The organism is Actinoplanes sp. NPDC049598 (assembly GCF_040675435.1).
Taxonomy (GTDB): Bacteria; Actinomycetota; Actinomycetes; order Mycobacteriales; family Micromonosporaceae; genus Actinoplanes.
In genome coordinates, this window is the sequence record NZ_JBFAOX010000004.1 from 45,734 (window position 1) to 63,792 (window position 18,059).

Here is an 18,059-nt window from a genome sequence, read left to right on the forward strand (position 1 = left end):
TTGACTTCAACGAAGGTTGAGGTTGCAACCTGCGATCATGCCTTTCACCGAGCTCGAGATCGCCTATCTGCAGGGGCAGCCGCTGGGCCGCCTGGCCACCCTGCGACCGGACGGCACGCTGCAGAACAGCCCCGTCGGGTTCCGGGTCGACGCCGCCGCCGGGACGATCGACATCCCCGGTCACAACATGTCGAAGAGCCGCAAATATCGCAACGTGCTAGCTAACGGACAGATCGCCTTCGTGGTCGACGATGTCCCGTCGGTCGACCCGTGGCGGGTGCGCTGCGTGGAGATCCGCGGCACCGCCGAGGCCATCGGGGAGATCATTCGCATTCACCCGCGGCGCGTCCTGAGCTTCGGGCTGGACCAGCCGGACGTCGACGCCCACGCCCTGACCGTGAACAGCCGGAACGTCACCACCTGACGGCCTCGCGCGGCGGTTTTCAGCCGCCGTGATCGGGAACTTACCGTACCGTCCAAAAAGAACGCTCAGCGTCGAGTGGAAGGACGGTGCCGTGAAGGTCGGCATTCCCAGCGAGGTCAAGAACAACGAGTTCCGGGTCGCGATCACCCCGGCCGGCGTGTACGAGTTCCGGCGGGCCGGGCACGAGGTGTTCGTGCAGGCCGGCGCCGGTAACGGGTCGTCGATCACCGACGGCGACTACCAGGCGGCGGGCGCGACCATCGTCGCCTCGGCCGACGACGTCTGGGGCACGGCCGAGCTGATCCTCAAGGTCAAGGAGCCGATCGCCGAGGAGTACCCGCGGATGCGGCCGGGGCAGGTCCTGTTCACCTATCTGCACCTGGCCGCGTCCAAGGAGTGCACCGACGCGCTGCTCGACCGAAAGGTCACCGGCATCGCGTACGAGACGGTCGAGCTGCCCGACCGGTCGCTGCCGCTGCTGGCCCCGATGTCCGAGGTCGCCGGGCGGCTCGCCCCGCAGGTCGGCGCGTACCACCTGATGCGCTCGGGTGGTGGACGAGGCGTGCTGATGGGTGGTGTCCCTGGGGTCTATGCGGCGAAGGTCGTGGTCATCGGGGCCGGCGTCTCGGGCATGAACGCGGCCGCGATCGCGCTCGGCATGCAGGCCGAGATCCTGGTGCTCGACCGCAACATCGCCAAGCTGCGGGCGGCCGACGCCGACTACCGCGGGCACCTGCAGACGGTGGCCTCGAACGCGTACGAGATCGAGAAGGCCGTGATGGACGCCGACCTGGTGATCGGGGCCGTGCTGGTGCCCGGCGCGAAGGCGCCCAACCTGGTGCCGAACGACCTGGTGGCGCGGATGAAGCCGGGCAGTGTGCTGGTCGACATCTCGATCGACCAGGGCGGCTGCTTCGAGGACTCGCGGCCGACCACCCACGCCGACCCGGTCTATCAGGTGCACAACTCGCTGTTCTACTGCGTGGCCAACATGCCGGGTTCGGTCCCGCACACCAGCACCTACGCGCTGACCAACGTCACCCTGCCGTACGCTCTGGAGCTGGCGAACCTCGGCTGGCGGCACGCGCTCAAGGCCGACGCCGCGCTCGCGCTGGGCCTGAACACCCACGACGGGCACGTCACCTACGGACCGGTCGCGGAGGCGCACGGCATGCAGACCCTGGCCCTGACCGAGGTGCTGCGCTGACCCTCGAGCAGGCGATCACGGCCTACCTCGACCATCTGACCGTCGAGCGGGGCATGGCGCGGAACACCGTGGAGTCGTACCGCCGCGATCTTGACCGTTACGCGGCGGCCCTCGCCGCCGCGGGAGTGGCCGATTTGTCCGAAGTCCGGGCCTCGGCCGTCACCGATCATCTCGCCCTGCTGCACGAGGAGGGGCTGGCCGCCTCCTCGGCCGCTCGGGCCATCAGCGCGGTCCGGGGCCTGCACCGCTTCGCCGCCCGCGAGGGCCTGGTCGGCGTCGACGTGGCAGCCGACGTCAAGCCGCCGGCGCTGCCCAGGCGCCTGCCCAAGGCGCTCGACGTCGAACAGGTGACGCGGCTGCTCGCGGTGCCCGAGGACACGCCGCGCGGGCTGCGCGACAAGGCGCTGCTGGAGTTCCTCTACGGCACCGGGGCGCGGATCTCCGAGGCGATCGGGGCCGACATCGACGACCTGATGCTGGCCGAGGACCCCTCGGCGATCCTGCGGGGCAAGGGCGGCAAGACCCGCCTGGTTCCGGTGGGTGGCTTCGCTCGCGCTGCGCTTGACGCTTATGCCGTACGCGGGAGGCCGGCGCTCGCGGCCAACGGGAAGGGGACGCCGGCCGTGTTCCTGAACGCGCGCGGTGGCCGGCTGTCCCGGCAGGGTGCCTGGATGATCCTGCGCCGGGCGGCGATCGCCGCCGATCTCCCGGTGGACGGTCCACATGCGGTCTCGCCGCACACGCTCCGTCACTCATACGCGACCCATCTGCTCGACGGCGGGGCCGATGTGCGCGTGGTTCAGGAGCTGTTGGGTCACGCTTCGGTGACGACTACTCAGGTGTACACCTTGGTCACAGTCGACCGACTGCGTGAGGTGTACGCGACCGCTCACCCGCGCGCTCGTTAGACGCTGCGCATCCGTCTCGGGCGACACGCCGACAGCTGACCCCGGAGTTGCGGCGCGCGTGGCGTAGAGTCGGGCATCGGCTCCGGCTGCGAGTCGAGAGGGGGCTGGGGGAATGTCAGGAACTGGCGATCGGGCCGAGGCCTGGACCTCTGCGCTCCGGGAGCAGCAGAGCTCTTTGGATCTCGGGGCCGACCTGGGTCCGGCGGACCCCACGGCGTACACCATGCGCCGTCCGATCCCCGAGCCGATGCCGACCGACCGGCACGGCCCCGCGCGGATCATCGCCCTGGCCAACCAGAAGGGCGGCGTCGGCAAGACGACCACCACGATCAACCTGGGCGCGGCGCTCGCCGAGTACGGCCGCAAGGTCCTGCTCGTCGACTTCGACCCCCAGGGCGCGTGCTCGGTCGGTCTCGGCGTCAACCCGCACAACCTCGACCTGAGCGTCTACAACCTGCTCATGCAGGACGACGTGGCCACCGAGGACGTCATCATCAAGACCGACGTGGCCGGCCTGCACCTGCTGCCGGCCAACATCGACCTCTCGGCGGCCGAGATCCAGCTGGTCAACGAGGTCGCGCGCGAGATGGCGCTGGCCCGGGCCCTGCGCTCGGTCCGCAAGGAGTACGACTTCATCCTGATCGACTGCCAGCCCTCGCTGGGCCTGCTGGCGATCAACGCGCTGACCATCGCGCACGGCGTGCTCATCCCGCTCGAGTGCGAGTTCTTCTCCCTGCGGGGCGTGGCGCTGCTGCTCGACACCATCGACAAGGTCCGCGAGCGGCTCAACTTCGACCTCGAGCTCGAGGGCATCCTGGCCACCATGTACGACAGCCGCACCACCCACTGCCGCCAGGTGCTGCAGCGGGTCGTGGAGGCGTTCGGCGACAAGGTGTACCAGACGGTCATCACCAAGACCGTGAAGTTCCCCGAGTCCACGGTGGCCGGCGCACCGATCACCACGCTCGACCCGGCGTCCTCCGGCGCCCGCAACTACCGCCAGCTGGCCCGCGAGGTCATCGCGGCCAAGGTGGAGCGCGGCTGAGAGGTGCTCTACGCGCTCGGTGAGCCGGTGGCGTTCGTCGCCCTGGTCGTCTCCTTCCTGCTCGGCCTGGTGCTGCGGGCCGTCGCCATCCGCGTGACGTCGCGGTCGTTGGGCCTGTCCGACCGCCGCGAGTCGATCACGCCGCGGCTCCGCGAGGACGTGGACCCGTTCGGCGCGGTGGCGGCGGCCATCGGGGGCATGGGCTGGGGCAAGATGCTCTCGGTGGACGAGGTGCCGCGGTGGCGGGGCCGCGGCCGCGCGGTGGCGGTCTTCCTGGCCGGGCCGCTGCTCTGCATCGTGGTGTCGCAGCTGTTGATGCTGGCCTACGCGCTTGCTTATCCGGACAACTATCTCGCCTTCATCGGGCCGGGGGATGTGCTGCTCGGGATCGACCTGCCGGTGGGGGAGCAGATTCTGCTGTCGCTGGCGGTCGGATTGCTGACGTTCGGCATCCTGGCCATCATTCCGATCCCGCCGCTGGACGGGTTCGGGGCGCTGTACTCGGCGCTGCCCCGGCCGGGCAACGGCATGCAGTGGATGCGGCTGTGGTTCGAGGACAAGAACATCGGGGTCCTGGTCCTGCTGATCCTGTGCATCTTCCCGTTCGGGGCGCCGTTCCTGCTGCGCATCCTGGACGCGCTCGGGCTCGTCTTCGTTCGCCTCTGGGGTTGATCTTCCTCATCGTCGCGTACCGTTTCGGGATTTGTCCCGTTTAAACGGTACGGGCGAGAGGGGTGGCGTGAGCACTGAGCAAGTTGTCGTACCCGTGGACTACGGTCAGCAGGTGCCTGAAGAGCTTGTCCCCCCAGCCGCGCCTTCCGATGCGCCCGACCCCGCTGCGGACGATTCGGGCAAATTCCTCGTGCGGCTCGACAACTTCACCGGGCCGTTCGACCTACTGCTGCAGCTGATCGGGAAGCACAAGCTCGACGTCACCGAAATCGCGCTGCATCAGGTGACCGACGACTTCATCGCGTACATCCGGGCCATGGGCGACGACTGGGATCTCGGCGAGACCAGCGAGTTCCTGCTGGTGGCGGCCACCCTGCTCGACCTGAAGGCGGCCCGGCTGCTGCCCGCGGCCGACGTCGAGGACGAGGAAGACCTCGCCCTGCTCGAGGCCCGCGACCTGCTGTTCGCCCGGCTGCTGCAGTACAAGGCGTACAAGGAGGCCGCGGCCCACATCGCCGAGCTCGAGTTCACCGGGGGCAAACGGTGGCCGCGCGCGGTGTCGATGGAGCCGCGGTACTCGGAGGCGCTGCCCGACCTCGTGCTGGGCATCGGGCCGGAGCGATTGTTCAAGCTGGCGCTGAAGCAGTTCGTGCCCAAGCCGGGGCCGCCGCAGGTGTCGATCGCCCACATCCACCAGGTGCGGGTCAGCGTCCGCGAGCATGCGGCCCTTTTGCGCGACCGGCTCCGCCGGGCCGGCTCGGCGACGTTCTCGCTGCTGGTCGCCGACTGCGACAACACGCTTGAGGTGGTGGCGCGCTTCCTGGCTTTGCTGGAGCTCTACCGGGAGGGCCTGGTCGACTTCGAGCAGCCGGTGTCACTCGATGAGCTGACCGTCCGCTGGATCGGCGGCGACGCGTCGGACGTCGAGCTCGACATCGACGACTACGAGGGCACCAAGCCCACCGACGACGACAAGCCCGCGGGTGAGGCGGCAGCGGATCCCGCCCCCGACGAGCCCGGCGATGACGACGAGCCGAGGGCCGTGCTGCCGGACCTGCCGGACGAGGACGAGCTCGATGATGACGACGAGTTCCCCGACCCGCCGGAGGTGGTGTGGGAGCTGCCGGCCGCGGACGCGGACCAGAGTCATGACGGTGACGAGCTGCCTGACCCGCCGGAAGTGGTGTGGGAGCTGTCGGGAGCGGCGGCCGACCAGGCCCAAGACGGCGGCGAGCCTGTAGACCCGCCGACTGCAGCGCGAGGGGCCGACGTCCTCGGCGACGTGCCGGGTTTGGGCTCGGCGGGAGCGGTCGCGGGCGAACGTGGCGCGGCCGCGAACGCCGGCGACGATGCTGACGCCGACCGCGGCCAGCGCGACCTGGATGATCAGCTCGATACGGTCGATGCCGCTGTTCCCGAGGCCGGGGCTCCCTCGGACGGGGCCGACGCGGCGAGTCGGGCTGGTGGGCGCGATGGCGCCGGCGGTGTGGCGGAGTCGGGGGATTCGAGCTCGGCCGAAGCGGGGATGTCGCGGGAGGGCCGGCTTGACGTGGGCCCGGATGGCGATGATCTTGGCGGGGTAGACGACGACGCGGAGGAACGATCGTGAGCAGCGAGGAGCAGGCCGACTCACTTGCGGCGCAGGCGGCGGCCTGGGTGCCCCCGTGGGAGCGGGCGCCGCGGACCCCCGATCGACAGTTCCAGGCGGCGGCCGAGGAAGAGGCCCGGGCCGAGCTGGCGCGCGGGGAAGAGGACGCGGGGCGGGACTCGGGCGCTGACACGGAGTCGGCCGTCGACGCGGAAGCTGACACGGAGTCGGCCGCCGAATCGGGGGCTGACCGGGAAACGGCCGGGCGGGTGGCGGCGGCCGCGGGCTCGGAGCCGGGTGAGCGGGAGTGGTCGGCGGCGGTGCCGACGTCGTCCAGCGGGGACGGGAACTGGGCTGAGGAGCGGCGGGCTCAGCACGGGCCGGTGGGGAGCGCGGCGGGGGCGTCGGACAACCGGCAGATGCCTGAGGATGGGGACGAGCTCGAAGAGGCCGGGCTCGACTCGGATGACGACTTCGATCCGGCGTTCGAGCAGCCCAATCCGCCGGGGGAGGAGCCCGCCCCCCGGGACGCTGAAGAGACCACGGCCGGCGCGGCGGGGGAGCCTTCCGCCGGGGGCGCGGATGAGTCCGCGCTCAGGAAGGCGGCTGAGTCTGCGGTCGCGGAGGCGGACGAGTCTGCGGTCGGCAAGGCGGGGGAGTCAGCGGTCGCGAAGGCGGGGGAGTCGGCGGCTGGGGACGCTGAGGAGCCGGCTCTGGGTGAGGCCGGGGAGGATCGGATTCCGGTTGACGCGCCGCTCGATGAGGGGGCGGCGGGGCAGGGGACCGTGGCGGTTTCGCCGGGGCCGGAGTTGGCGGTGCCGGAGGCGGTCGAGGAGGCGGCTGAGGCTGAGCTCGTCGACGACGAAGGGGATCCGGTTGACGCGCCGTTGCCGGAGGACGGGGACGACGCGGGGGATGTGTTCGACGCGGCGGCCGATGATGACGTCAGTGATGACGGGGAGAACGATCTGCCGTTCTCGGAGGAGGTGCCGGCGTCGGACCGTGATTACGACGACGACGACGATGACGATGACGTCGAGGTGCCGGTCGAGGATGCTGACGCGGCGCTGAGTGGGGGCCGGCCGGACGGGGTGGTCGAGGTTGACCAGCCGCGGGTAGGCGGCGCCGAGCGGAGCGAGGGGGCGGCCGGCGCGGCGGTGCCGGAACAGGGGCGCAAGGGCCGGCGGGGTGCTCCTGCGGTTGTGGACGCCACGACGCGTACATCCGAGGAAGTTGACCTTCCGGGGTTGACCGACGACGCGGAGCTGGCGGCGGCGCTGGAGGCGATCATGCTGGTCGTCGATGAGCCGGTGGCCGAGATGCAGCTCGCGCAGATCTTGGAGCAGCCGACCGAGCGGGTCGGGGTGATGTTGGAGGACCTGTCGGCGCGGTACACGGCGGCGGGGCACGGGTTTGATCTTCGGCGGGTGGCGGGTGGCTGGCGTCTCTACACGCGGCCGGAATATGCGGCGTATGTGGAGCGGTTTGTGCTCGACGGGCAGTCCGTCCGGCTGACCCAGGCGGCCCTGGAGACACTGGCCGTAGTTGCTTACAAGCAGCCGGTGACCCGGTCGCGCATCTCCGCCATCCGCGGTGTGAACTGCGATGGGGTCATGCGTACGCTTGTGACGCGCGGCCTGATCGAGGAATGCGGCACGGAGAGCGAAACCGGGGCACACCTGTATCGCACGACGGCGCTCTTCCTGGAGAAACTGGGTCTCAACTCGGTCGACCAGCTGCCGCCGCTCGCTCCGTTCCTGCCCGACGACGTGGAAGAAGTGCTCGATGCCTCAGGCTGACACCGCCGAACGCCTCCAGAAAGTGCTGGCCGCCGCCGGTGTTGGATCCCGCCGCGCCTGCGAAGACCTGATCTTCCGCCGGCGCGTGACGGTCAACGGCAAGGTCGCCAAACTCGGCGACAAGGTCGACCCCAACACTGCCGAGATCCACGTTGACGGCCAGCGGATCGTCACCGACACCAAGCTCATGTACATCGCGATGAACAAGCCACGCGGTGTCGTGTCGTCGCTCGACGACGAGAAGGGCCGCACCGAGCTCGCCGACTTCCTCGGGCAGTTCGGCACCCGGCTCCACCACGTGGGGCGTCTCGACGCCGACAGCGAGGGCCTGCTGCTCATCACCAACGACGGCGACCTCACCAACAAGCTGACCCACCCGCGGTACGAGATCCAGAAGACGTACCTGGCCGAGGTGATCAACGGGCCGCTGCCCCGCAACGTCGGGCGCCAGCTGCTCAACGGCATCGAACTCGAGGACGGCCCGGCCAAGGCCGACGCGTTCAAGCTGGTCGGCGCGCTGGGCAAGACGGCCCAGGTCGAGATCACGCTGCACGAGGGCCGCAAGCACATCGTCCGCCGGATGATGGAGGAGGTCGGTCACCCGGTGACCCGGCTGATCCGCACCTCGGTCGGCCCGATCCGGCTCGGCGACCTGCGGCCCGGCGGCTTCCGTCACCTGTCCATGGCCGAGGTCGCCGCCCTGTTCAAGGCCGCCGGCGACTGACCACCCTCATTCCGGGCGGTAATTCGGGCTGTCGCCGGCCAGGCTGCGCGAGTCGTAGCCGGAACGGTCGGCGACGCCGCCGCCCCGCTCACCCGACCGGTCCTCGGGGGCGCGGTCGGCCCGCTCGTCCTCGGGGACACCCGGGTCGACGGAGTGGCCCGGCGGGCGCAGCGAGGCCGCGTAGGCCGAGGTGCCGTCCGGCTCGTCGCCCTGCCTGATGTCGATGCGGTGCGGTTGTTCGGTCATGACCTCCAAATGCCCGGCCCGGCCCGTAACTAACGGGGCATTTTGCCCGCGCTGCGTGGCCGCTACTTCGCGGCGCGGCGAACGGAACTGGACCCGGGTGTCGCCACGGCCGTGAGCCGCGCGCGGGAAGCATCGAGCAGTCGTCGCATGGCCCGCTGGAACTCGGCGCGTTCGGTGTCGGTCCAGTCGGCGGTGAGTTCGGCGAAGACGGCCTCCTGCCAGACGTGGGCTTGGTGCAATAGCTCGGCGCCGGCGGGGGTCACGGCGATGGTGCGGCGCCGCGCGTCTCGTTCCGAGGGCCGTACGACCAGGTAGCCCTCCGCATGCGCGATCATGCGCGAGGCGCCGGACTGGTCGAGGCCGAGCTCGGCGGCGACGTCGTTGACCGTGATCTCCGGGCGGGCGCGCAGCGAGTGGACGGCCTCGGTGACCTGAACGTCGCGGCCGTGCTCGGAGTCGCCCCGGCGGGACCAGTGGCGGATGAACTCGAACAGCGTCTGGCCGGGCTCGCCCGCCTTCAACGCTTCGGCCGCGGCCAGCGCTTCCGGCAGGGTGGTGAAGCGCAGGACGGCGTCGACAAGGCCTGCGCGGACCCGGAACGCCGTGGCCACTTCGGTCCAGTCGTCGCTCTGCGGCCAGCGGGCTTTCTGCTCGAGGACGACGACGTGGTCGGTGAGCGGATGCGACGCGGTCGGGCGGAGCTCGATGCCCGACCGCGTGATCCACTCGGCGAACTCGTCGCGGCTGACGTGCGACGTGCCCCTCGGGCCGCTGACCAGCACGGAATCCGCAACGGCCCGGCGCGCGGCGTTCAGATCCCGGGCGTTGACGGCTTGATGCCAATCGTCGATTTCTTTCACGCCGCCATTGTATGCGATTCGCATACGTTGACGACCAGTTTGCCAACGGTGTGCTTGCGGGCGAAGTCGGTCAGGGCGCGCACACCGTCGTCCAGGTCGTAGCGGGCGGTGATCAGCGGGGTCAGCCCGGCCACCTCGCGCATGCCGCCGAGGTCGCCGTCGACGTCGAGCACCAGCTCGAACCGGACGTCGTCGCGCCCGATCATCTCGGGCCGCGGGGGCGGGAACGTGATCGTGAAGAGCCGGCCGCCGGGCTTGAGGCTCTTCACCGCGTCCCGGAGCTGGTCGGTCGGGCGGACCAGATTGAGGATCAGGTCGACGCCGCCACTGGGGTAGTCGTCGTAGTCGATCACCTCCGTCGCGCCCAGTTTCGTGAGCAGTGCGGCGTCGGGCGGGTGGCCCGTGGCGATCACGTGGGAGTCCTTGAGAAGGGGCAGCACGGTCGTCCCGACGCCGCCGGTGGCCCCGATGACCAGAACGGTCTCACCCGGCCGCGGCTCGGCGGTCTTGATCAGCGCGTGCGCCGTGAGGCCGACCGTGGGCAGCGCGGCCGCGGTGACGACGTCCAGCCCGGGCGGCCGGTGCGCGATGAACGGCGTACCGGCCTCGAAGACCGCATATTCGGCCAGCGTCCCGGTCGTCACCGACGGCTGCTTGGCCCCGGCCAGCTCGCCGAGCGCCCGGGGCACGGAGTGACCAAAGACCTCATCACCCCTGCTGTACGCGGTGACGCCCGCCCCCACCGCAGTGACGGTGCCGGCGAAGTCGTTCCCCAGCACGTGCGGAAACGTCAGCTGAACGGGGTAGGCGCCGCTCGGAATGACGATGTCCCCCGGGTTGATCGAGGCGGCCGCGATGCGCACCTGAATCTGCCCCGGCCCCGCCTCCGGAACCGGGACGTCGGCGACTTCGAAGCTCTCGGGCGGCCCGTAGTCACGGGCAACGATGGCTTTCATGGCAACCTCTCGTAAGCGGACCGTGCGGTCACGTTAGAGTGAAACGGACCGCCTGGTCAACTTGTTAGAGTTGCCGCCGTGACGATCGACCGGCCGCTGCGCGCAGACGCCGCCCGCAACCGCTCGTCACTTCTCGCCGCCGCTGCTGAGGAGTTCGCCCTCCACGGCCCCGACGCCTCGGTAGCCGACATCGCCCGCCGCGCCGGGATCGGCAAGGGCACGGTCTTCCGCCATTTCCCGACCAAGGACGACCTGCTGGCCGCCGTGGTCCTGGACCGCATCGACGACCTGGCCGCCCTGGCCCAGCGCCTGACCGCTGCTTCCGATGCCGGCGCCGCCCTGCTGGAGTTCATGGAAGCCGCCGCAGGTCGTCAGCAGCAGCTCGACCTGTCCTTCCTCCGCGAGTCCGGCGAGATCAACGCCCGCCTCGCCACCGCCCGCGAGCACTTGTTCACGGAGATCATCGCGCTGGTCACGCGCGCCCAGGAGGCCGGCGCCATCCGCACGGACATCTCCGGCATGGACGTCATCTTGCTGATGTGCGCGCCCAACCACGTGGTCAGCTTCGTGCCCAACCCCTCACCGGACTTGTGGCGCCGCTACCTCGGCATCATCTTCGACGGCCTGCGACCGGAGGGGGCCCAGGCGCTGCCCTATCCCGCGCCCTGAGCCACCGAGCTGAGTGGGCGCGCCTCCGGGCATTTGTGGGTTTCCATCGATAGGTTGCCCGGATGGGGGTGGAGGAGAGGCTGCTGGCGGCGCTCGATGCTTTGGGGGCGCGGCCGGCTGATGACGATCTCACTGACACCAATGCGCGGCGGGCCTGGTTGGCGGGGGCGCTGCTGGCGGCGGCGCAGGCTGAGGCGATGGCGGCGGATCGGCTGCTGATGAGCCGGGAGGCGCGGTACGCGTTGTGGCAGCGCCAGCTCGACGGTGTGGAAGATCCGGCGGCGCGGGCTGATCGGATCCGGTGGCAGGTGCAGCGGGCCTGTCTGCCGCTGCCGGCCATGGCGCATGAGAGCCGGACCGATCCGATTCCGCTGGCGGCGGGGCAGGCGGCGGAGGGCCTGGAGCTGCTGTTGTCGGTCAGTGCGGCCACGCAGGGAGCGGTGGCGGCGGGGGATGTGGCTCGGCTGGCGGCTCAGGCCGGAAGGCTGCGGGAGGCGCGCAAGGTGCTGCAGGCCGCAGTCGACAACACCGACGACCTGCTGGAGATGTTGGGGTCGGTGGACATTTAGGGCACGCCGGCTGGCTGGCGTTGGTCGTGCGCGCTATCGGCCAGCGGCGTGATGGGGGCCGGGTCGCCCTAAAACTCGCGCAGGGCGGCCAGGACGGGGGCGTACATCCTGGTCTTGATGGTCTCGAGGGTGGGCCCGGCCTTGGCGGCATGGGTTTCGGCCAGGGCGATCGCGGTGCTGCGGACTTCGGGTTCGGCGGCGGCGGCATCGACGATCTGGTGGGCGTACGCCTCCTGGCCGCCGAAGCGGCGGGCGGTGACCATGGCCTCGTGGGCCGTCTGCGGGGTGAGGCGGGCCTGGATCAGGGCCGACATGCCGGGCGTGAACGGGATGTTGATGTCGGCTTCGGGAAGGCACCAGAAGCCGCGGTCGGCGCGCATGATCCGGAAGTCGTGGGCCAGGGAGAGCATGGCGCCGGCGGCGAACGTGTGGCCCTGCAGGGCGGCGACGGTCACGAAGGGGAAGCTGAGGACGCGGGCCAGCAGGGCTTGGACCTTGATGCCGTACGCGGTGAACTCCTCCGGGTGCTCGAAGAGCCACTCGAGGTCGAGCCCATTGGACCAGAACTTGCCGGTGGCCGCGGTGACGAGAGCGCGCGGTTCGTCGCCCTTGGCCACCTCGTCGAGCAGGGCGTCGACCTCGGTGAGCCAGTCGGGGTGGAAGCGGTTCTCGGTGTCACCCAGGTCGAGGATGTAGACGGAATCCTGGCGTTCGAGCGTGGGCATCGCGGGCTCCCCTCGTGGCTACTGCTGGGTAACTTACTCCCAGCTCTCGTTGCAGGACAGCCCGGCAGCCGCGGCAGAGGGGCCGGGACGGCAGAAAGCCGGGCTTGACGGAGCGGGTGCTTTTCGACAATCCGTACATCTAGGGCCGTTACCCCCACGTTCGTCGGCGGCCGGTGGAGCGGGCACAATGGGAGGGTTGGTCGGGCGGGCAAACCCTGGAGGAACGGTGGCGGAAGAAGTACGGCCGGAAAAGTGTGTTGTCGCTGTCGACGGCCCCTCCGGATCCGGCAAGTCCACCGTTTCCCGGAGGCTGGCGGCGGCGATCGACGGCGTCTACCTGGACACGGGCGCGATGTACCGGGCCGTGACCTGGGCCGTTCTGCAGGGCGGGGCCGACCTGGCCGACCCCGACGCCATCGCGAAGATCGCGCTCGAGACCGAGCTGTCGATCGGCACCGATCCGTCGGCCCCCAGCTTCGCGGCCAATGGGGTGAATGTCGACGCGCCCATCCGTGGCGCCGAGGTGACGCAGGCCGTGTCCGCGGTCGCGGCCGTCCCGGCTGTCCGCAAGCAGCTCGTGGCCCTGCAGCAGGCGATCATCGCCGGCCACCCGCGAATCATCGTCGAGGGCCGCGACATCGCGTCCGTCGTCGCCCCTTCCGCTGACCTCAAGGTCTACCTGACTGCCTCGTCGGCGGCTCGTGCGCAGCGCCGCAGTGCCGAGGACGCCACCTCCGACGTGGCCGCGACCGAGGCCTCGCTGCTGCGGCGTGACAAGCTTGACTCTTCCCGCGCGGCGGACCCGCTGAAGCAGGCGTCCGACGCCATCGAGGTCGACACCTCCGAGATGGGCATCGACGAGGTCGTCGCGTACCTCCTGAATCTTTTGAACAGCAAGGTGAAGTCGTGACTGACCTGCCCGGAGAGCTCCTCTCCGTGGATTCTGACCTCAAGCCCGAAGGCCCCGTCCCGGTCGTAGCCGTGGTCGGCCGCCCCAACGTGGGCAAATCAACCCTGGTGAACCGCATCATCGGCCGCCGCCAAGCGGTCGTCGAGGACGTCCCCGGCGTAACCCGCGACCGCGTGCCTTATGACGCGCAGTGGAACGGCCGCCGCTTCACCGTCGTCGACACCGGCGGCTGGGAGCCCGACGCGCGCGACCGTGCCCTGGCCATTGCGCGCCAGGCCGAGCTGGCCGTGCAGACCGCCGATGTCGTCGTGTTTGTCGTCGACGTTTCCGTCGGCGCCACGGACGTCGACGAGGCCGCGGTCAAGATGCTGCGCCGCTCCCACAAGCCGGTCATCCTGGTCGCCAACAAGGCCGACAACCAGAACCTCGAGCTGGAGGCGGTGTCGCTCTGGTCCCTGGGCCTGGGCGAGCCGCACCCCATCTCCGCCCTGCACGGCCGCGGCTCAGGCGACCTGCTGGACGACATCTTGTCGGCGCTGCCCGACCCGCCCCCGATCGTCGAGGACGGCCCGCGCGGCCCGCGCCGGGTCGCCCTGGTCGGCCGCCCCAACGTCGGCAAGTCCTCGCTGCTGAACAAGGTGTCCAAGGAGGAGCGGGCCGTAGTCGACTCCGTCGCGGGCACCACGGTCGACCCAGTCGACAGCCTTGTCGAGATGGACGGCGAGGTCTGGCAGTTCGTTGACACTGCTGGGCTGCGCAAACGGGTGAATCAGGCTTCCGGCACTGAGTATTACGCGTCTCTGCGCACTGCCGGCGCCGTGGAAGCGGCCGAGGTGGCTGTCGTGCTGCTGGACGCGGCCGAAGTGATCAGCGAGCAGGATCAGCGGGTGCTGACGCAGGTGGTCGAGGCTGGGCGGGCTTTGGTGATCGCCTTCAACAAGTGGGACCTTGTCGACGCTGACCGCCGGATCTTCCTGGACAAGGAGATTGACCGGGAGCTGAAGCGGATCCCTTGGGCGATTCGCGTCAACATCTCCGCCAAGACCGGTCGTGCTGTGGACAAGCTGGCGCCGGCTCTGCGGCGGGCGCTGGCTTCTTGGGAGCAGCGGGTGCCTACTGGTGCTTTGAACCAGTGGTTGACTGCTTTGACACAGGCCACGCCTCACCCTGTGCGAGGCGGGCGCGCGCCCCGAATCTTGTTCGCCACCCAGGCTGGGGTGGCGCCGCCTCGGTTCGTGCTGTTCACGACGGGGCCGCTGGACGCCGGGTACATCCGGTTCGTGGAGCGCAAGCTGCGCGAGGAGTTCGGGTATGAGGGGTCGCCGATCGAGATCTCCGTCAAGCCCCGCAAGAAGACGGGGCCCGGGGGTCGGGGTAAGGCTCATGGGTAGGGCTTGCTAAGCTTTCGGAGTTGCCGCGCGGTGTAGGCCGGGCGGCGGCGGGCTGTAGCGCAGCTTGGTAGCGCACTTGACTGGGGGTCAAGGGGTCGCAGGTTCAAATCCTGTCAGCCCGACAGCGAAGGGGTTTTCGTAGGTCAAAGACTTGCGAGAGCCCCTTTTTCGTGTCTGACGACGTCACCGGGATCGAGCACGCTGCTTGTAGACCCCTCAGCCCGTCGACGTGGCGGCCCAGTCCGAGTACCGAGCTGAGCCTCGGGCAAGTTGGTGCTCGCGTAGCCCGTACTTTTCCGCTGCGTGAACCTGTGTGGAGATTGCAGCCTACGTCCGAGTCGAGCCGTGGCTGGTCGCGAGACCGTGGTCGACTAGGCGTACGACGGGGGCGCTTCCGCCATCCCTTAGGGCACCTGCGCTTACGCGCTGACCTTGATCCAGCCGACGTGGACGGTGGCGGCCGGTAGGCGAGCCCGCCGAGGCCGGCGAACAGGTCGACTCAGTGCGTCGAAGTCACCGCGCTCGGCGACTCGACCGGCGGCGTGAGAGTCGCAGGCATCAGCGCGGGCGCGCAGTGCCTCGAAGTCACCGTGCTCGGCTAACACGTCGACCGGCGTGTGCACGGCCCAAGACTCATCACCATCGGCGTAGACGCGGAGTGCGTCAATGTCGCCGCGCTCGACCAACAGCTTGACCGACAGCTCGTCAGCCGGAAGGCGGCTGGACGGCCCCGCGGGTCACGTTAAAGAAACTTTAAGGAAGGCTTGCTCAGCGTCATGAACTGCTTCCACGTCATTGCTCGTATATCTCGGCACAAGCAGGACCGAGACGAAGAGGAGCCGTGCATGTATCGACGCGGAGTCAGCAGCTATCGACGCCGAGTCAGCAGCCGGACGCGCAAGCTGGTGATTGGAGGTGCCGCTGCAGCGCTGCTCGGCTCGGCGCTCGCGGTTGGCACGGGGATGAGCCAGGCCGCCGAACAGGGCAACGCTGGAGGCGGCTCCAGTAGCATCAACGCGTTGGTGCCGGCGCTGGGTTTCAGCCCGGGCGATCCGAACGCGACGGCCGATCGCGTTGGCCCTACCGGGGTGAATGTTCCTGGTCGTTGCCCGCCCACTCAAGCTCAGGTGAACGCGCAGGTAGCGCTCAAGAATGGGAACCTTCCGGGTGGAACGGATCTTGGAAGCCGCATTCAACGGTTTGAGAAGACCTTGTCGGCGATTCAAGACTTGAAGTGCCCCGCTTCTTCCACGACTTTGCTGGGCCGCTTGAAATCCTTGACCGCGCTGCGCGGAGACGCGAACGCCGATAACATCCTGCGTGGTTTGGGTTTGAACGAGACGCCAGCGGATAGAGGCGCGGGGAATGCGGCGCCGCCGAACGCGCCAGCGGACAACACCGGAGCTGGCTCCGGTGACATCAATGCTTTGGTGCCGGCGCTGGGTTTCGGTCCGGGTGATCCGAACGCGACGGCCGATCGCGTTGGCCCTACCGGGGTGAATGTTCCTGGTCGTTGCCCGCCCACTCAAGCTCAGGTGAACGCGCAGGTAGCGCTCAAGAATGGGAACCTGCCGGGTGGAACGGATCTTGAAAGCCGCATTCAACGGTTTGAGAAGACCTTGTCGGCGATTCAAGACTTGAAGTGCCCCGCTTCTTCCACGACTTTGCTGGGCCGCTTGAAATCCTTGACCGCGCTGCGTGGAAACGCGAACGCCGATAACATCCTGCGTGGTTTGGGCTTGAATGAAACGCCAGCGGGATAAGGCCGCGAATAACGGCGACCTGATCCTTCGCGGATCCTGATCCACCGCACGGCACCGCCTCGCCGGAGGCCCTCGCACCACGGGGGTCTCCGGCGCGTCCGTGTGTAAGCCATGCGCGCGGTGATCTTCGGCACGCTGACCTTCGCCGGCCGTCCGGGCGGGCCGAGGCCTGGTCGATGAGCCTGGGCAGGATGGGCTGGCTCCGGCCGGGGACGACAACGATTACAGTCGCATTCGTGAGCACAGAGCAGGGTCTTGTCCGGGTGTCCGATTCGTTCGGCGTCCGCCGTACTCGAGCCGGATCGATCCTCGCGGATGACGGGACGAACTATCAGGTCAAGTGGGATGACACGGGTGAGGAGGAGCTTGTCCCGCGGGGCGCCGGCGTTCATGTCGCGACGAGGGGTTCGCTGCGTTTTCTGGCCCTGTCCGACTCGCGGCTGTTTCACGCCGTCTTCGCCCAAGAGCCCCTCGCGGTGGTTCTCCACCTGCTGGCCGAGTCGTCGGTCCCGCTGAAGGTGCGAGAGATCCGGGAGCGTCTGGCCGAGCTCGGTCTCCGGAACGAGACCTGGGCCCGGTACGGGCCCCGCGCGCTGGCGGTTCTGCCCAAGTGGCCCAATGTCGCCCGACGGCAGAAGGGCGACACTCTGGCCTACGCCTGGGTGGGGGACGACCTTCCCGAGCTCCCGTCGGAGGCCGAGCCTGAACCGGAGCCGGCACCTACGCCTGCGCCTGCGCCTGCGTCGAAGCCCGCTCCTTCTCCGGCCAAGGCGGTCGCGGCGGCTGCGACGCCGGCCGAACCGGCGGTGCCGTCCGCCGAGCGCCTTCGGCGCCAGATGAGCGCCGCGCGGAGCCTCGGCGAGGTCGCTCGCCTGCTCACGCTCCCGAGAGAGTTCGTGGCCGAGTTGTCACCGGAGGTGGTCGCCGCCGCGCTGCGCCGGGTCGCTGCTGAGGATCGGCTGGTCGCGGGCTGGCTCGACGCCCTCACCGCCTCCGGGCCGATCGGTGCGCTGACCGAGGAACTGGCGGCGGCCCGGGCGGCGAACGCCGCCCTCCAGGGCCGGGTCGATGAGCTGGAGGAGTGGTGGGCGGCCCTTGAGCAGAGCACCGATCCGGGCGCCGCGATCCGTCAGCCGGATAGCTGATCCGGCGACGAGCTTTCGGGACTGGGCGGACGTCGTGGTTGCCAGGGCATCCCTGTTGTGGTGGGGCTCACGGTAGGTGCCGATCTTCGGCTCGGCGTCGGTGTTGGGCCCACCGAGGCCGTTGGCCGCACCTCCCGCGACGCGTCGGCGCAGGCCGGGGGCGGTCCGGGGAGAAGCCACGGCATCGAGATAAGGCGATTCGATGACGCGTATGCGGCCCCGTCCGCGCGCCGGCAGACTTCGATGACTGTCTACCTTTGAAATTCCTGAAGATCTATTGCCCTTGGGCAATTGTTGCGCGGCTTCGTACGCGGTACGGTCAGCGCGGCACCCACGGGGGGCGCCGATATGCCATCTACGAGGCTGTCGTCAGCGCGGGCATCTGATCCCTTCATGTCCTTTCCGGCGGCAGATCCGTTGTCGGCGTGTGCTGTCGCAACCTGGGCGGCACCGCTTCA

General features: G+C 69.4%; 17 protein-coding genes, 1 tRNA gene and 1 pseudogene. 15 read left to right on the forward strand and 4 right to left on the reverse strand.

Going from position 1 to position 18,059, the window contains the following annotated elements; genetic code table 11:
• The first annotated feature begins 37 nt into the window (after positions 1 to 37).
• The 8 genes and pseudogenes from AB0J66_RS11585 (at position 38) to AB0J66_RS11620 (ending at position 8,367) form a co-directional block, all read left to right on the forward strand.
• A complete protein-coding gene (locus AB0J66_RS11585; protein WP_364658795.1) occupies positions 38 to 424 on the forward strand; it encodes a PPOX class F420-dependent oxidoreductase in 387 nt (128 codons plus the stop codon).
• Positions 425 to 515: 91 nt separating this feature from the next.
• A complete protein-coding gene (gene ald / locus AB0J66_RS11590) occupies positions 516 to 1,631 on the forward strand; it encodes an alanine dehydrogenase (protein ID WP_364658797.1) in 1,116 nt (371 codons plus the stop codon).
• Complete coding sequence (locus AB0J66_RS11595) at positions 1,628 to 2,539, forward strand: site-specific tyrosine recombinase XerD (protein WP_364659463.1); 912 nt, start codon at positions 1,628 to 1,630, stop codon at positions 2,537 to 2,539. The genes ald and AB0J66_RS11595 overlap by 4 nt, the downstream gene beginning before the upstream one ends.
• Before the next feature lie 112 nt (positions 2,540 to 2,651).
• Positions 2,652 to 3,584, forward strand: coding sequence for an AAA family ATPase (locus AB0J66_RS11600; RefSeq protein ID WP_364658799.1), 933 nt, complete (start codon positions 2,652 to 2,654; stop codon positions 3,582 to 3,584).
• A gap of 3 nt (positions 3,585 to 3,587) precedes the next feature.
• Entirely contained in the window at positions 3,588 to 4,256 is a 669-nt protein-coding gene (locus AB0J66_RS11605; RefSeq protein ID WP_364658801.1) for a hypothetical protein, read from the forward strand.
• 94 nt (positions 4,257 to 4,350) lie between these two features.
• Positions 4,351 to 5,220, forward strand: a pseudogene (locus AB0J66_RS11610) (segregation/condensation protein A); the annotation flags it as partial.
• 1,610 nt (positions 5,221 to 6,830) lie between these two features.
• Positions 6,831 to 7,643 (forward strand): SMC-Scp complex subunit ScpB, encoded by an 813-nt coding sequence (gene scpB, locus AB0J66_RS11615; protein WP_364659465.1) that lies wholly within the window; start codon positions 6,831 to 6,833, stop codon positions 7,641 to 7,643.
• Positions 7,630 to 8,367 (forward strand): pseudouridine synthase, encoded by a 738-nt coding sequence (locus AB0J66_RS11620; RefSeq protein ID WP_364658803.1) that lies wholly within the window; start codon positions 7,630 to 7,632, stop codon positions 8,365 to 8,367. Before scpB ends, AB0J66_RS11620 begins: the two co-directional genes overlap by 14 nt.
• Positions 8,368 to 8,373: 6 nt before the next feature.
• Here the strand turns inward: AB0J66_RS11620 and AB0J66_RS11625 are convergent, their stop codons facing one another.
• The 3 genes from AB0J66_RS11625 to AB0J66_RS11635 form a co-directional block, all read right to left on the reverse strand.
• Positions 8,374 to 8,613: a hypothetical protein gene (locus tag AB0J66_RS11625; protein ID WP_364658805.1), complete on the reverse strand. Its 240-nt coding sequence runs from the start codon at positions 8,611 to 8,613 to the stop codon at positions 8,374 to 8,376.
• A 62-nt stretch (positions 8,614 to 8,675) separates the two neighbouring features.
• Complete coding sequence (locus AB0J66_RS11630; RefSeq protein WP_364658807.1) at positions 8,676 to 9,473, reverse strand: MarR family winged helix-turn-helix transcriptional regulator; 798 nt, start codon at positions 9,471 to 9,473, stop codon at positions 8,676 to 8,678.
• A complete protein-coding gene (locus tag AB0J66_RS11635; protein ID WP_364658808.1) occupies positions 9,470 to 10,429 on the reverse strand; it encodes an NADP-dependent oxidoreductase in 960 nt (319 codons plus the stop codon). Before AB0J66_RS11635 ends, AB0J66_RS11630 begins: the two co-directional genes overlap by 4 nt.
• Before the next feature lie 78 nt (positions 10,430 to 10,507).
• Between AB0J66_RS11635 and AB0J66_RS11640 the strand changes: the two genes are divergently transcribed.
• Both AB0J66_RS11640 and AB0J66_RS11645 read left to right on the forward strand, forming a co-directional pair.
• Positions 10,508 to 11,098, forward strand: a complete 591-nt coding sequence (locus AB0J66_RS11640) for a helix-turn-helix domain-containing protein (protein WP_364658810.1) — start codon at positions 10,508 to 10,510, stop codon at positions 11,096 to 11,098.
• A 62-nt stretch (positions 11,099 to 11,160) separates the two neighbouring features.
• Positions 11,161 to 11,667, forward strand: a complete 507-nt coding sequence (locus AB0J66_RS11645; RefSeq protein WP_364658812.1) for a DUF6245 family protein — start codon at positions 11,161 to 11,163, stop codon at positions 11,665 to 11,667.
• A 68-nt stretch (positions 11,668 to 11,735) separates the two neighbouring features.
• Here AB0J66_RS11645 and AB0J66_RS11650 read toward each other — a convergent pair whose 3' ends face one another.
• Complete coding sequence (locus tag AB0J66_RS11650) at positions 11,736 to 12,392, reverse strand: enoyl-CoA hydratase-related protein (RefSeq protein ID WP_364658814.1); 657 nt, start codon at positions 12,390 to 12,392, stop codon at positions 11,736 to 11,738.
• Positions 12,393 to 12,618: 226 nt separating this feature from the next.
• On the opposite strand from AB0J66_RS11650, the gene cmk reads away from it, so the two are divergent.
• The 5 genes from cmk (at position 12,619) to AB0J66_RS11675 (ending at position 17,601) form a co-directional block, all read left to right on the forward strand.
• Positions 12,619 to 13,302 (forward strand): (d)CMP kinase, encoded by a 684-nt coding sequence (cmk, locus tag AB0J66_RS11655; RefSeq protein ID WP_364658816.1) that lies wholly within the window; start codon positions 12,619 to 12,621, stop codon positions 13,300 to 13,302.
• Positions 13,303 to 13,307: 5 nt separating this feature from the next.
• A complete protein-coding gene (gene der, locus AB0J66_RS11660; protein WP_364659468.1) occupies positions 13,308 to 14,693 on the forward strand; it encodes a ribosome biogenesis GTPase Der in 1,386 nt (461 codons plus the stop codon).
• A gap of 48 nt (positions 14,694 to 14,741) precedes the next feature.
• Positions 14,742 to 14,815 (forward strand) — tRNA-Pro (locus tag AB0J66_RS11665).
• Positions 14,816 to 15,538: 723 nt separating this feature from the next.
• Entirely contained in the window at positions 15,539 to 16,456 is a 918-nt protein-coding gene (locus AB0J66_RS11670) for a hypothetical protein (RefSeq protein WP_364658818.1), read from the forward strand.
• 236 nt (positions 16,457 to 16,692) lie between these two features.
• The gene (locus AB0J66_RS11675; protein WP_364658820.1) at positions 16,693 to 17,601 is read left to right on the forward strand and encodes a hypothetical protein; all 909 of its coding nucleotides are present in this window, start codon (positions 16,693 to 16,695) and stop codon (positions 17,599 to 17,601) included.
• Positions 17,602 to 18,059: the final 458 nt, after the last annotated feature.

Bases quoted from the DNA above. Each gene is read 5' to 3' on its own strand.
- AB0J66_RS11585 (WP_364658795.1), top strand. From the start codon at position 38: ATGCCTTTCACCGAGCTCGAGATCGCCTATCTGCAGGGGCAGCCGCTG.
- AB0J66_RS11600 (WP_364658799.1), top strand. From the start codon at position 2,652: ATGTCAGGAACTGGCGATCGGGCCGAGGCCTGGACCTCTGCGCTCCGG.
- AB0J66_RS11620 (WP_364658803.1), top strand. From the start codon at position 7,630: ATGCCTCAGGCTGACACCGCCGAACGCCTCCAGAAAGTGCTGGCCGCC.
- AB0J66_RS11625 (WP_364658805.1), bottom strand. From the start codon at position 8,613: ATGACCGAACAACCGCACCGCATCGACATCAGGCAGGGCGACGAGCCG.
- AB0J66_RS11635 (WP_364658808.1), bottom strand. From the start codon at position 10,429: ATGAAAGCCATCGTTGCCCGTGACTACGGGCCGCCCGAGAGCTTCGAA.
- AB0J66_RS11645 (WP_364658812.1), top strand. From the start codon at position 11,161: ATGGGGGTGGAGGAGAGGCTGCTGGCGGCGCTCGATGCTTTGGGGGCG.
- AB0J66_RS11650 (WP_364658814.1), bottom strand. From the start codon at position 12,392: ATGCCCACGCTCGAACGCCAGGATTCCGTCTACATCCTCGACCTGGGT.
- AB0J66_RS11670 (WP_364658818.1), top strand. From the start codon at position 15,539: ATGTATCGACGCGGAGTCAGCAGCTATCGACGCCGAGTCAGCAGCCGG.